Below are 13,556 nucleotides of genomic sequence, written 5' to 3' on the forward strand. Positions count from 1 at the left end.
CCGGAAAGTGGAGGAGGCGGGGCACCTCCTTTACGAGCTGACCGTCCCCAACCAAGAGGTTCGGGTGGCATTGAACGAAGCGCTTCTTGATGCGCTTCTGCCCCAACGCCACGAAGTGGAAGCTACGCTCACGGTGCTACGGGCGTTGCGTGCAGGCGACAGCGAGACGCTGCGGGCCGAGTTCGACCACCTTTTCGCGCAAATTCCCTATGACTGGCAGTACCCGCTCGGTCACCTCGAAGCCTACTACGCGAGCCTCTTTTACAGCTTTCTGGCGAGCACGGGCGTGCGGTTGCTGGCCGAAGCGCACACCCGTGATGGTCGGGTCGACCTGGTGATCCAGGCGGGTGCGACCGTCTGGGTGGTCGAATTCAAGGTGGTGGCAGGCGAAAGCGCAACGGGGGCGGCGCTGGCGCAGCTGCGTGCGCGCGACTACGCCGCTGCGTATCGCGCCGCGCCGGGTGTGACGCGGGTGATCGAACTCGGGGTGGAGTTCAGCAAAACCACACGGCGGATCGTCGGATGGATGTGCGCATGATCCGGGTGATCGGGGCGCGACAGAACAACCTCAAAGAGCTTACCGTCACCGTTCCCACCGGGCGGCTGGTCGCGATCACCGGCGTTTCGGGGGCGGGTAAATCGTCGCTGGCGCTCGAAATCCTCTACGCCGAAGGGCAGCGGCGCTACGTCGAAACCTTTTCCCCGTACGCGCGGCAATTTTTCGAACGGCTCGACCCGCCGGACGTGGATGCAGTGGAAAGGATCCTGCCGGCGGTGCGCATCGAAGCGGGGGGCGCGGTACGCACTTCGCGGGCGACGGTGGGCACGCTCACCGAAATCGACGACCTTCTGAAAGTGATCTGGGCGCAAGCGGCCACATGGCGCTGTCCCCGTTGCGATTGCGACGCGGTGCGTTTCGCCGATGCGGACGCGGTCTGGTCGTGGTGTGCCGAGCGATTGCTGGCAACGCACGCAGACAACCCCGCCGAAAGCGCGGATGCGGCAAGAGTCCGGGTTGCTGTCGCCTGGCCCCTCCTCGTTCCTGCGAATTGGTCGCCCGAAGCGGCATGGCGCGGGCTCGCCGCGCAGGGCTTTTCACGCGTATTGGGCGCCACCCCACACGAAAAGGGGGCAGTGTGGTGGGTGGTGAGCGACCGGTTGCGCTTTCATGCGGACGAACGGGAGCGGTTCGTCGCCGCGGTGACCGCCGCGTCGGCGCGCAGCGGCACGGGCGTCGTGCTCATCACTCGTTGGGACGCTGTTGCTGCGTGGCACGCAAGCGAAGGGGAACTGCCCCGCCATTGGGAACCCCCCCACGACGGAGTTTGGTTCGTTTCGCTCACCGACCCCTGTTGCCCGCGGTGTGGCGAAGCAGCGCCGCGCGCGACCCCGGCGCTCTTTTCCTACAACAACCCGCTGGGCGCATGTCCCACCTGCCGCGGATTTGGCGACCTCCTCGAGATCGACTGGGACAAAGTGATTCCCGACCCGTCGCGCACGCTGGCCGACGGCGCGATCCGCCCGTGGCAGAGCGGCGAATCGCAGCAGTGCCAAACGGAACTAGAACAATTCGCGCGTGCGCGCGGGGTTCCCTTGGATGTGCCGTGGGCGGTGCTTCCCGAAGCGGCGCGCCGCTGGGTGATCGAAGGGGATCCGGAGTGGGTCAATTGGGAGCAGAGCTGGCCACGCCACTGGTACGGCGTGCGCCGCTATTTCGAATGGCTCGAAAGCCGAAGCTATAAGATGCACATGCGGGTGTTGCTGTCGCGTTACCGCACCTCCCGCCGTTGCCCGGCGTGCCACGGCACGCGGCTCACCCCCGCGGCGCTCGCTTGGCGGTTGGCTGGCACGACGATCGCGGCGTTTCGCGAATGGGCGGTGCGCGACGCGCGCGCGTTCTGGGAAACCCTTCCCGTCGCCACCTGGCCCCGCGGCGTGCGGCTGGCGTGGGAAGCCGCGCGCGAACGGCTCCGCTACCTCGACGAAGTGGGGCTGGGCTATCTGACGCTCGCCCGCGCCGCACGGACGCTTTCCGGCGGCGAACTGCAGCGGATTCGCCTCACCACGGCACTCGGGGTGGAACTGACGCAAACCCTGTTCGTCTTGGAAGAACCCACTGCTGGGTTGCACGCACGCGACGTCGATCGCGTGATCGCCGCGATGCGGCGGCTCGTCGTGTTGGGCAACACCGTGGTGGTGATCGAACACGACCCGCAGGTGATCGCTGCGGCCGATTGGGTGATCGACCTCGGGCCAGGGTCGGGTGAACGTGGCGGTTCGCTCGTCTTCGCTGGGCCACCCAGCGCGCTCGCTGCCCACCCCACTTCGCGCACTGGCCACTATCTGCGCCGATGGCACGAACGGTGGGCAGCCGATCGAAACGCTGTTGCCTCCGCAACACACGCCGCACCGCCTTCCTGCGTCCCTGACGCGGAGTCACCTGTGCGCGCCAAGCTTTCCGCACCCCCTGCTGCCGTTGTCGAATCCCAAACCGTGCCGAATGGACGCGCCAAACCCGCTGCGCCGACCCTGACCCTTTCGGTTCGCGAACGGCACAATCTGCGCGATTTCACCGTGACCCTGCCTCTGACGGGTCTCACGGTGATCGCCGGGGTTTCCGGTTCCGGTAAATCGACGCTCGTCGAGGAGGCGTTGGTCCCAGCGGTGACCGCGGCGTTGGCTGGGTTGCCACTTCCCGAAGGGGTAAGCCTCACCGCCGAATGGGACGGACGGGCCGAACGCGGACCCGACCACTCCATTTCGTTGCCAATTGCCGAGGTGCTGTGGGTCGATCAATCGCCGCTCACCAAGAGCGCCCGCTCGGTTCCGGTCACAGTGCTTGGGGTTTGGGACGGTTTTCGCAAAGCGTTTGCCCAGAGCGACGCAGCGCGGCAACAGGGGCTCAACGCCGCCGCGTTCTCGTTCAACAGCGGTGCCGGTCGCTGCCCGGCGTGCCAAGGCGCGGGGTACACCCGGATCGAGATGCAGTTCTTGGCCGACGTCTACCTCAAATGTCCGGTGTGCGACGGCAAGCGCTTTCGCAGTGAAGTGCTGCAGGTGACCTGGTTGGGGGCGAACGTCGCCGAATGGTTGGCGATGACCGTCGATGAGGCGATCGCGCGTTTGGCGACCGACCCGGTGGGGAATAAGCTCGTCCCGCCGCTCGCGCACCTGGCGGCGTTGGGTTTGGGGTATCTGCGGCTCGGGCAACCGACGCCGACTTTGGCGGGCGGCGAAGCGCAACGCTTGAAACTCGCGGCGGCGCTCGCCGCCGAAAAGGGGGCCGTGGAGCGCGCGCCTGGCGTGCAGAAACGACGGCTGATCGTACTCGACGAGCCAACCACAGGGCTTCATGAAGCCGAAGTGGCGCAACTCCTTGCCTTTTTGCGCGCCCGCACCGCAGAGGGGGACGCGGTGGTGGTGGTCGAACACCATCGCGAGGTGATCGCTGCGGCCGACTGGGTGATCGAATTGGGCCCCGAAGGGGGTGAAGCCGGTGGGCGGCTGGTCTTCGCGGGGCCGCCAGCGCTGCTTGCGACCGCAGCGACCGCAACCGCTGCCGCAATGCGCGGCGCGGTTCATTCCCCTTCCCCGCTGGCACACGCTGCCGCCGTATCCGCTCGCAGCGACACGGGCGCAAACGGGAAAGCAGCGAACGACCCGCAACGGCTGCGCGTTGCCGAAGCGCCTACTCCGTACGCGCACGCCGAGCTACCCTCTTCCGCCGTTGCGGTGGCACGAGTCACGCCCGCAGACGGGGCAAACCCTACTGATTCGCTACCTCTACCGCCAGCGCCTCCACCCGCGGCGCTGCCCAGCGCGATCACGGTGATCGGCGCGCGCGAACACAACCTCAAAGGGATCGACGTCACGATCCCGCACGGGCGCTTCACCGTGATCACCGGCCGCTCCGGTTCGGGGAAATCGACGCTCGCGTTCGATATCCTCTTCGCCGAAGGACAGCGGCGCTACCTGTTGGCGCTCGATGCCTACGCGCGGCAGTTCGTTCAGCCGCCGCCACCGCCAGCGGTCGATCGGCTCACCGGCCTCCCCCCTACGGCGGCGATCGAACAGCGCACAAGTCGCGGCGGCTGGAAGAGCACGGTTGCGACCCTCACCGAACTCTCCCCCTACCTGCGCCTGTTGTGGACCAAACTGGGCGTGCCCCACTGCCCGAACTGCAACGTGCCGGCTGCGGTTCGCTCCGCCGAAGCGTGGGCGGAAGCGCTGTGGGCGAGCGGTACCACACCCGAAGTGGTTTGCGCTGCGCTTGTGCGGCGGCGCAAAGGGGTCTATCAGGATCTGGCCGATTGGGCCGCGGCGCGCGGCTACGAAACCCTGTTCGTCGACGGCGTTGAACAACCCACCCACCCATGGCAACGGCCCGATCGCTACCGCGAGCACGACATCGACCTGCCGGTGGCGCGGCGCCCCCGCACGGAACCGGAACTGGCAGAGGCGCTTGCCGCAGCGTGGCGGTTGGCCGACGGCTGGGCGAAGGTGCGTGTTGCCGGAAGCTGGCAGGTGGTGAGCGCGCACGCGGTCTGCCCCGCGTGCGGCGAGGCGCTGCCGCCGCTGGATCCGCGGCTCTTTTCCAACCATTCGCCGCTTGGTTGGTGCACCGAGTGTCTGGGAACCGGGCGGCTTGTGGTGGGAACACGCGCCGAGACCGACGACGGCCAGCCCCGTTCCTTTGCCGAAGCGGTCGAGTGGGAGACGAAACACGTCGATGCGAACCACCCCTGCCCGGCGTGCCACGGCAGTTGCTTGAATGCGGCGGCGCGCGCGGTTGCGGTGGCGGGGCTGCGTTGGGAGGCGCTCGAACGGATGACGATTGCAGAGGTAGCGGCGTGGCTCGACGCCCAAGAGCCGGTGTGGCAGCAATCCCCGGCCGCCGCCGCAGTCGTTGCCGAGCTCCTTCCCGGGTTACGCGCGCGGCTGCGGCTGCTCGACGACGTCGGCGTCTCCTACCTCACCCTCGACCGCGCGGCGCCCACCCTTTCCGGTGGCGAAGCGCAACGGATTCGCCTGGCCGCACAACTGGGGGTGCAGCTCAATGGCGTCGCCTATATTCTCGACGAGCCGACGATCGGGCTCCATCCGCAGGACGACGCGCGCCTTATCGGCGTGCTCAAACGGCTGCGCGACCAAGGGGCGACGGTGGTGGTGGTCGAACACGACGCGCGGGTGATCGAAAGCGCCGATTGGGTGATCGACCTCGGGCCCGGCGCCGGCGAACACGGCGGCGAAGTGGTGGCAAGCGGCCCGCCGGAAGTGATCCGGAACCACCCCGAGTCGCTCACCGGCCGAATGCTGCGCGACGGGATCCCCCACCGCCTTGCGCCGCCGCGCGATCCGCCAACAGCGTGGCTCACCGTGCACGGCGCGTGCGCAAACAACCTCACCGGCTTTGACGTCGCATTCCCGCTCAATCGCCTCACGGTGGTCGCTGGCGTTTCCGGCTCGGGCAAATCGACGCTCATCCATGAGGTGCTTGCTGCTTCGCTCACTGCTCGCCGCCCCATCGGCTGCCGCGCGGTGGAGAATGCCGATGCGGTGGCACGACTCGTCGTCGTCGATCAAAGCCCGATTGGCAAAACTAGCCGCTCTTGCCCCGCTACCTACCTCAAATGTTTCGACCCGATCCGCGCCCTGTTTGCCGCAACGCCCGAAGCGAAAGCGCGGGGCTTTCGCGCCGGATTCTTTTCGTTCAACAGCGGCGAAGGGCGCTGCCCGGTGTGCAACGGCAACGGCTGGGTGGCCGCGGAGATGGCCTTTTTGCCCACGGTGCGCGAACCGTGCGATGCGTGCGGCGGCAGCCGCTACCGCAGCGACGCGCTTGCGGTGCGCTATCGCGGCAAGACGATCGCCGAGGTGCTGATGATGACCGCAGAAGAGGCGGCCGCGTTCTTCGCGGCGCACCCGACGATCGCCGAACCGTTGCGCTTGATGACCGAAGTGGGGTTGGGCTACTTGCGGCTGGGGCAGACGAGCGCGACCCTTTCGGGGGGTGAAGCGCAACGGCTCAAACTGGTTGCGGAATTGGCAAACCGAGCGGCGCGGCCGACGCTCTACCTCTTCGATGAGCCGACGGTGGGGCTACACCTTGCCGATGTCGCGCTCCTTTTGCCCGTGCTCCACCGCTTGGTCGATGCCGGTCATACCGTGGTGGTGATCGAACACGATCGCGACGTTTGGCAAGAGGCCGATTGGTTCATCGAACTGGGCCCAACGGGCGGTCGCGACGGGGGGCGGCTCCTCTACGCTGGGCCGTTCGATGGCGTGGTCGCGGCGCAGACCCCGAGCGGGCGGGCTTTGGCGGGTTCATCGTGAGATCATCGATATTGCTTGTCACAAAAACGGCTAAGGAGGATTGCATATGTCGCAAAACGGATACCGGATCCCTGTTTGGGACCCACTGCTGCGCCTCTTTCACTGGGCGCTGGTTGCGTGCGTCATCGGCGCGTTCGTCTCGGTGAAGTTGGGCGGCAACGCGATCGTTTGGCACGGGGCGTTTGGCGTCGCGATCTGTGGGTTGCTCGCCTTTCGCTTGGTTTGGGGGGTGATTGGGCCACAGACCGCGCGTTTTTCCCAGTTCGTCAAAGGGCCTGCGGCGATTCGCGCCTATTTCCAAGGGGCGTGGCACGGAATTGGCCACAACCCGTTGGGGGCGCTTTCGGTGGTGGCGATGCTCGCCGCGTTCGGTTGCCAAGCGGTGCTCGGGCTCTTCTCCTATGACGAGATTGCGTTTCGTGGGCCGCTTGCGCTTCTCGTGAGCGAAGCGACGCAATTGACGCTCACCGGCTGGCACCGGCGACTCGAACCGGTATTGATCGCGCTCGTCGCGCTGCACCTCGCCGCAATCCTCTTTTACCGCGTGGTCAAACGCGAAGACCTGGTGCGGCCGATGATCACCGGTTACCGGGTGTGGCTCGGGGGCGATCAGCAGAATGGGCAAGGGAGGTTGCCCAATGGGATCAATTGGCGGACGAAAGGGTACTGGGTGCGCGGCGGTGCGGCAATCGCGCTTGCGGTGGCCGCAGCGGTGGTGGCAAGCGGCGCTTGGGTGGCGCCGCCGCCACCCGTTGCCGTGACCGCTCCCGAATGGTGATGCGCAACGCTGCTTTCTGTTGCGTTACTCCTCTTCGCGGAACTTATCGTGGCAGGCTTTGCAGGCTTTGCCGACTTCGCCAAACTGCGCTTTGATCTCGGCTGGGTTGCCCATCGCCGCCACTTCGGCAAGCTTATTGGCCTGTTCGACGAAATGGGTGGCGATTTTCTTCACCTCTTCCTGCTCTTTGAAGAAGTTTTCTTTGAGGCGCGACTTCTTGAAACCCACGACACCGAGCGTATCGGGGGAATAGAGGGCGCCCATGCCGGAATTGGCGATTGCAGCAATGACGTTGGCTGCGGCCGAAACCTGCGTCTGGCTGAACGGCATCGTGCCATCAACGACCATCGCTTTGATTTTGCCCATGTTCCAAGCCATGGCGGTGTAGCTCGCCTGGCGGAATTTCACCTTCTCTTCCGGTTTGAGTCCGTCGGCGTAAGCGGTGGCGGCTGCCACGGTAAGAAGCGCACACAGCAGTCGTTTCATGGTCAAACTCCTTTCGGGTGGTTGAATCAGCAGCCGATTATAATGAAATTCGGTCGCAAGCTGGCAAGAGGCAGTTACGCCACTACCCCCCGGCTGCGGGAGCGCACAGCTGCGGCGCTGCGCGTCGGCGAAACGGCGGCTTCGCGGGCGGAGGTATATTTTTGCGCCATCATTTCGCCAATGAGTCGGATCACATTCTGGCTTCCTGCTTCGGCCTCTCTCATCCCATCGACGATCGCAAGGAGAATCTCGTCGTGGTGGAGCCAGTCTTTACGCGCCTCAGCAATGGCCCGATGAACGCCGCGATGCACCTGACTGTGGGGTGTTTCGAGTTCGCGGTAGGCAGGCAGATGCGCAAAGGCCGCTTTGCCATGCCCCTCGTAGTACCATTTCCCTAGGCGACAGTTGTGGTGATCGACGGAAACCGCCTGCGCTTCCTCTCCTTCGCCCCCTTTTTCCACCGCGACGTAGCCGCGCTGCATAAAGATCACGTGGTCGAGCTTCACGAGGCTTGCAAACGCCAGGTCTTTCGCTTTGGTGAGCGCCGCGATCGTCTCTTTAGCGCTATGTGCCACCTCGTCGAATTGCGCTTCAAAGCCGGTGACCTCGCCCGCTACGTGCTGCGCCGCTTCCGAGAGCGCCAGCGTTTGCGCAACCATCGCGTCGACTTCGCCTCGTAGCCCCCCCATCACCTGAGCGATCTCTTCCGTGGCCTTACGGGTGCGTTCCGCGAGTTTGCGCACTTCGTCGGCAACCACTGCAAAGCCGCGCCCCTGTTCGCCGGCGCGCGCGGCTTCGATCGCGGCGTTCAACGCCAAGAGGTTCGTTTGCTCGGTGATATCGGCGATCAATTGCACCGCTTTGTCGATCTGGGTGCTGGAGGCTTCGAGCTGTTTCGCGGTGGTTGCCGTTTCGGTCATCCGTTTGGTGATCTCGGTAAGCGTGGCGGCAATAGAACGGACCGTTTGCTGGCTCTGAGAAGCGCCCGCTTCGTTTCGTTCCGCAAGTTTCAAGACCGCGTCCATCTCATTGCCAACCGCAACCAGGTCGCTCTGGTTGCCGGCGAGGTTTTTCAGAAGATTGCCGGTGTTGAGATGGTGAAGTTCGCTCATCAGGCGGTTTTTGCGCGAAAACTCCGCGGCTTTTTTCATCGCGTCGAGCGCTTCGTTGATCGCCGCCATCGAAACGGCAAATTCGCCCGGCATCCCAGCCACGAACGCTTTGCGGGCGAAGTCCTCCTGCTGCGCGCGGCGAAAACAGGTGGTGACCTCTTTGAAATAGGCTTCGACGATGTCGAGAAACTCGTTGAGCTCCCACGCCACCTTCCCAATTTCCCCGAGCCCTTTGGTATGGGTGATGCGGTGGCTAAAGTGCCCTTTTTTCACTGCTTGGAGCGTGACCAAGATCTGCGCAAGCGTAGCGATCGGCTTGACCATGCTGCGGTAAGCAAGCGCCGCAAGGAGCGCGACGACCAACGGAGCAGCGATGTTGGGAATCTGTGGGCCATTCTGGTAGAGCGACAACCCAGCCATTGCCCAGATGAAGAGAACAAGGAGTGCTAGCGTGAGTTTGATGCGCTGCAACAGAAACGGGATGTGTTCGCTGACGTGGCTCGTTGGCTTTGCGATGAGATCGAGTTCGCTCATGGTTGGGGCTCCTTACGTGTTCGCGTGCGATTGAAAAAGGTTGAGCACAAAGGACTCATAAGTCTCGCCTTGTTGCGCAAGGTGCGCGGTCAGCCACGCAAGGGAGGCTGCGCACGCTTGTGCCGCGCCCGCCTCTTGTTCGATGCGGCGCATCTCAGTGTAGAGGGGTTCGATTGCGCGGACTGCGGCGCGCGGCGCTTGCCGCCGCACCGAAAAGTAGCCGACGATGCGGCCAGCTTCGAAGTCCGGGGTGACGTTTGCGAAGACCCAGTAGTAGTGGCCCTCTTTGGTGATGTTTTTGACGAAGCCAAACCATTCATTGCCTTGTGCGATCGTATCCCACAGGTGTTTGAACGCGCCGCGGGGCATGTCGGGGTGGCGCACCAGGTTGTGTTGTACGCCCAATGCGTCCTCTTCGGTGAAATTGGAGACCTTCATGAAGACGCGGTTGATGTAGGTGATGCGCCCTTTCGGGTCGGTTTTGCTCACGATCAGTTCGTCTGGCGCAAAGGTCACTTCGGTTTGGGTTGGGGGGATTTTCCATTTCATTGGGGTTCTCCCAAGGGGATCGGTAACCTGTTTCAATCGTGAAAGAGCGAAAGAACGAGCGATTCGTAGTCGGTACGAAGTTCCGTAAGTTTCGCGGTCAGCCACGCAAGGGACGCCGCGCAGGCTTGTGCCGCGCCCGCCTCTTGTTCGATGCGGCGCATCTCAGTGTAGAGGGGTTCGATTGCGCGAATTGCGGCGCGCGGTGCTTGCCGCCGCACCGAAAAGTAGCCGACGATGCGGCCCGCTTCGAAGTCCGGAGTGACGTTTGCGAAGACCCAGTAGTAGTGGCCCTCTTTGGTCATGTTTTTGACGAAGCCGAACCATTCCCGCCCCTCTTGGATGGTGTCCCACAGGTGTTTGAACGCGCCGCGGGGCATGTCGGGGTGGCGCACGATGTTGTGTTGCGCCCCCAAAAGCTCCTCTTCGCTATAGTTGGCGACCTTCATGAAGACACGGTTGGCGTAGGTGATGCGCCCTTTCAGATCGGTTTTGCTCACGATCGTTTCGTGTGGTGCGAAGGTCACTTCGGTTTGGGTTGGGGTGATCCGCGGTTTCATCGCGAAATTCCGATTGACGAGCCGAACGTCATTATAGTTATCGGCAGGCGAGCAAAAAAGTTGAGGGGGTTTTTGCCGCAGCGTGTGGTGCGGGCAACAAAAAAACGCCCACCGCAGGGTGGGCGTTACCCATCGGGGGGTAAGTAAAAAAGCGCTCCGCCTCGGCTGCAAAAAGCGGGGGACGGCACGCTCAGAGGGGGCGCGCTTAGCGCTTTACTGCAATGAAAAGCCGCGTGCCGTCGCGGTCGATCAAAAGCGCTGCGCGCTTACCGGTTCGGGCAAGCGCTGCTTTGAGGTCGGCCACGGTTTCGATCCGTTTTTGGTTCACCGCAAGAATGATATCGCCGGGTTGGATTCCGGCTTGCGCTGCGGGGCCGGTTGCTGCGGTGACCATGACGCCCCCCTCCACCCCCCGGTTGCGTTGCTCTTGCGGGCTAAGGGGCCGGACGCTCAAGCCAAAATCGGCGTCGTTCGACGGCATCTTGCCAGGCTTCGTGGCAGCGCCCTCGTCGAGTTCGGCAAGCGTCACCGTTTTTTCCAACCGTTTGCCTTGGTGCAAGAGGCCGATCGTCACCTTTTCGCCGGGTCGCCGTTCGCCGATCATCCGCGGCAGGTCGCCGGAATCTTTTACCTCGGTGCCGTCGACCGAGACGATGATGTCGCCTACCTCGATCCCGGCGCGTGCTGCTGGGCTTTCGGGTTCGACTTGGGCGACCAGCGCGCCCCGCGGTTTGTCGAGGCCAAAACTCTGCGCGAGCTCTTCGTCAAGCCCCTGGATGACCACGCCGAGTTTGCCGCGCTGCACGCGGCCATACTGAATCAGTTGGTCTTTGACTTTGAGCGCGACGTCGATGGGAATGGCGAAGGAAATCCCCATATAGCCGCCGGAGCGGGAGTAGATCATGCTGTTGATGCCGATCACTTCACCCTTGAGGTTGAAGAGCGGCCCGCCGGAGTTGCCGGGGTTGATCGCGACGTCGGTTTGCAGAAACGGGACATAGGTCTCATCCGGCAAGCGGCGCGATTTTGCCGAGATGATCCCGGCAGTGACCGTCTGGTCGAGACCAAACGGCGCGCCCACGGCGATCACCCATTCGCCCACCCGCGCTTTTTGGGGATCGCCAAAGCGGACGGTGGGGAGATTCTGCGCGTCGATTTTGACCACCGCGACGTCGGTCCGTTTGTCGACCCCCACCACCTTCGCGGGGAATTCGCGACCGTCGGCAAGGCGCACGGTGAGTTCCGTCTTGCCCCCCTCTTCGTCGGAGACGACGTGGGCGTTGGTCAATATATAGCCGTCGCTGCTGATGACGAAGCCGGAACCGACGCCGCGCCGCACTTCAGGGGCGCCCCCCGGGCCATGCGGGTTGGGAATGATCGGCATCGGAATTCCAAAGCGGCGGAAAAATTCGTAAAACGGATCCCCCTCTTCGAACGGGAACGGCATCGCGCCGGGAAAGCCGGTTCGCTCGACGGTGGTTTTCACCGAAATGTTGACGACGGTGGGTTTGACCGCTTCGGCAAGGTCGGCAAAATCGGGTAGCGTCGCTTGCCGGGTGTCGCTGCCGAAAAAGGCCGGGGTGAGTGCCGCGGTGGCTTCTCCGGGCGCAAAGAGGGGCAAGAGCGTCACGGCGGCGGTAAGGGAAAGGGCAGCCAAGCGCCGCGACACGTTCGCACCGCTACGGTGTGGCTCTTTTTCCTTCATTTTCGGTCCTTTCAGAAAAGCCTGGTGGCATCTTATCATCCGGTTAGAATCCCATTCAATACGGAGAGTTCCGGGAGTGGAATGCGATGGCGGGCATCACGTTGAATGAGTTGCGCTATTTGGTGGCGCTAGCGCAAGCGCGCCACTTTGGCCGCGCGGCGGAGCAGTGCGGCGTAAGCCAGCCCACCCTCTCATTGGCGATCAAGAAGTTGGAAAAACGGCTGGGTGCGTTGCTCTTTGAGCGGACCGCCACCGAGGTGCAGCTCACCGAGGTGGGGCGCGACGTCGTGGCGCAGGCAGAGCGGGTGCTTTTCGAGGTGCAGCGCCTCGAGGAGATCGCGCAAGCGCATCGCGATCCGCTGCTAGGGCCGCTGCGGGTGGGTGCCATCTATACGATCGGGCCGTATCTCTTTCCCCGTCTGGTTCCCACAATGCGGGAGAAGGCGCCGCAGATGCCGCTGATTCTGGAAGAAGGGTATACGGCCCAGTTGGCGGAGTCGTTGAAGCGCGGGGCGTTGGACGTCGCGGTGTTGTCGCTGCCGTTTGAAGAGCCCGGGATCGTCACGCAGCCGCTTTATGACGAGCCGTTTCGCGTGCTGTTGCCCGCAGACCACCCGTGGCTGGCGCATGAGGCGATTCCGGCGGCGTGGTTGGCCGAAGCGGCGGTGCTCCTTTTGGGGCCGGGTAACTGCTTTCGCGATCAGGTGCTGGAGATCTGTCCGCAGTGCGCGCGCCGTTCGCCGCTCGACGAACCGTTTGCTGGCAGTTCCTTGGAGACGATCCGTCTGATGGTCGCAAGCGGCCTGGGGATCACGGTGCTGCCCGCCTCCGCTGCCGACGACGCCAGCCGCCTGTCGCCGCTGCTTGCGGTGCGGCCGTTCGCTCCGCCGGAACCCTATCGTCGGGTGGCGCTGGCGTGGCGCGTTACCTATCCCCGCCACCGCGCGGTCGATCTGCTGCGCGAAGCGATTTGGGAAGCGGGGCTGCCTGGTGTGCATCGGACGGGGACGTTGGTGGAAGGGTATCTCACCAGTCAAGGGGAGTGCTGGGAACCGACGTAGTCGGCGCTGCGTATCCCTGCGTCGTTGCGTGCGCTGGTCATGGCGCCATTGCCGTGCTCACAAATGTCGCTTGAAAGTCTCACACGGTGGCGTGCTTTAACCCTGGACGAACAGATCGAGCGCTTTGAGGACCACGAGCACGATTCCTGCGCCACCGATGTACCACTTCATGGTGGTGATGATGGTTTCTTGCATCTTGACCTGCGCCTGCTCGAATTTGGTCTCGAGGCTACCCATACGGGCTTCCATTTTGGACTCTAACGCGCCCATTCGCTTTTCAAACTCGGCGGTCATTTCGGCCTTGAAGGTCTGGAACTGGCCTTCAAGAGCCGCTACGCGGGCTTCCACGCGGTGCTCCAGCTCTTGGAACTTCCCCTCGAGCGCGACGACGCTTGCGGTCACCTCATCGAGTTTTTGATCGAGGTGGTTGATGTGGTTGTA

General features: G+C 63.8%; 10 protein-coding genes. 4 read left to right on the plus strand and 6 right to left on the minus strand.

Annotated elements, in window-relative coordinates; translation table 11 throughout:
- The 3 genes from KUL93_RS10440 to KUL93_RS10450 all read left to right on the plus strand — a co-directional run.
- Window positions 1-538, plus strand: a 538-nt coding sequence (locus KUL93_RS10440) for a PD-(D/E)XK nuclease domain-containing protein (RefSeq protein WP_217126990.1), incomplete at its 5' end; no start/stop codon positions are given.
- Entirely contained in the window at window positions 535-6,333 is a 5,799-nt protein-coding gene (locus KUL93_RS10445) for an excinuclease ABC subunit UvrA (RefSeq protein WP_217126991.1), read from the plus strand. The genes KUL93_RS10440 and KUL93_RS10445, both read left to right, overlap by 4 nt.
- Window positions 6,334-6,379: 46 nt before the next feature.
- Window positions 6,380-7,111, plus strand: a complete 732-nt coding sequence (locus KUL93_RS10450; protein WP_217126992.1) for a cytochrome b/b6 domain-containing protein — start codon at window positions 6,380-6,382, stop codon at window positions 7,109-7,111.
- 24 nt (window positions 7,112-7,135) lie between these two features.
- Here the strand turns inward: KUL93_RS10450 and KUL93_RS10455 are convergent, their stop codons facing one another.
- The 5 genes from KUL93_RS10455 to KUL93_RS10475 all read right to left on the minus strand — a co-directional run bounded on the left by KUL93_RS10455 (window position 7,136) and on the right by KUL93_RS10475 (window position 12,054).
- On the minus strand, window positions 7,136-7,597 hold the full coding sequence (locus tag KUL93_RS10455) for a c-type cytochrome (RefSeq protein WP_217126993.1): 462 nt from the start codon (window positions 7,595-7,597) through the stop codon (window positions 7,136-7,138).
- Between the two features lie 74 nt (window positions 7,598-7,671).
- The gene (locus KUL93_RS11615; RefSeq protein ID WP_217126994.1) at window positions 7,672-9,243 is read right to left on the minus strand and encodes a methyl-accepting chemotaxis protein; all 1,572 of its coding nucleotides are present in this window, start codon (window positions 9,241-9,243) and stop codon (window positions 7,672-7,674) included.
- A gap of 12 nt (window positions 9,244-9,255) precedes the next feature.
- The gene (locus KUL93_RS10465) at window positions 9,256-9,792 is read right to left on the minus strand and encodes a PAS domain-containing protein (RefSeq protein WP_217126995.1); all 537 of its coding nucleotides are present in this window, start codon (window positions 9,790-9,792) and stop codon (window positions 9,256-9,258) included.
- 32 nt (window positions 9,793-9,824) lie between these two features.
- A complete protein-coding gene (locus KUL93_RS10470; RefSeq protein ID WP_217126996.1) occupies window positions 9,825-10,349 on the minus strand; it encodes a PAS domain-containing protein in 525 nt (174 codons plus the stop codon).
- 205 nt (window positions 10,350-10,554) lie between these two features.
- Window positions 10,555-12,054, minus strand: a complete 1,500-nt coding sequence (locus KUL93_RS10475; protein ID WP_217126997.1) for a DegQ family serine endoprotease — start codon at window positions 12,052-12,054, stop codon at window positions 10,555-10,557.
- A gap of 95 nt (window positions 12,055-12,149) precedes the next feature.
- On the opposite strand from KUL93_RS10475, the gene KUL93_RS10480 reads away from it, so the two are divergent.
- Entirely contained in the window at window positions 12,150-13,115 is a 966-nt protein-coding gene (locus tag KUL93_RS10480; protein WP_217126999.1) for a hydrogen peroxide-inducible genes activator, read from the plus strand.
- Window positions 13,116-13,211: 96 nt separating this feature from the next.
- On the opposite strand, the gene KUL93_RS10485 is transcribed toward KUL93_RS10480, so the two are convergent.
- A partial coding sequence (locus KUL93_RS10485) for a hypothetical protein (protein ID WP_217126998.1) occupies window positions 13,212-13,556 on the minus strand: 345 nt, incomplete at its 5' end.

It is taken from the genome of Hydrogenophilus thiooxidans, assembly GCF_019049855.1.
In the GTDB taxonomy this organism is placed as follows: domain Bacteria; phylum Pseudomonadota; class Gammaproteobacteria; order Burkholderiales; family Rhodocyclaceae; genus Hydrogenophilus; species Hydrogenophilus thiooxidans.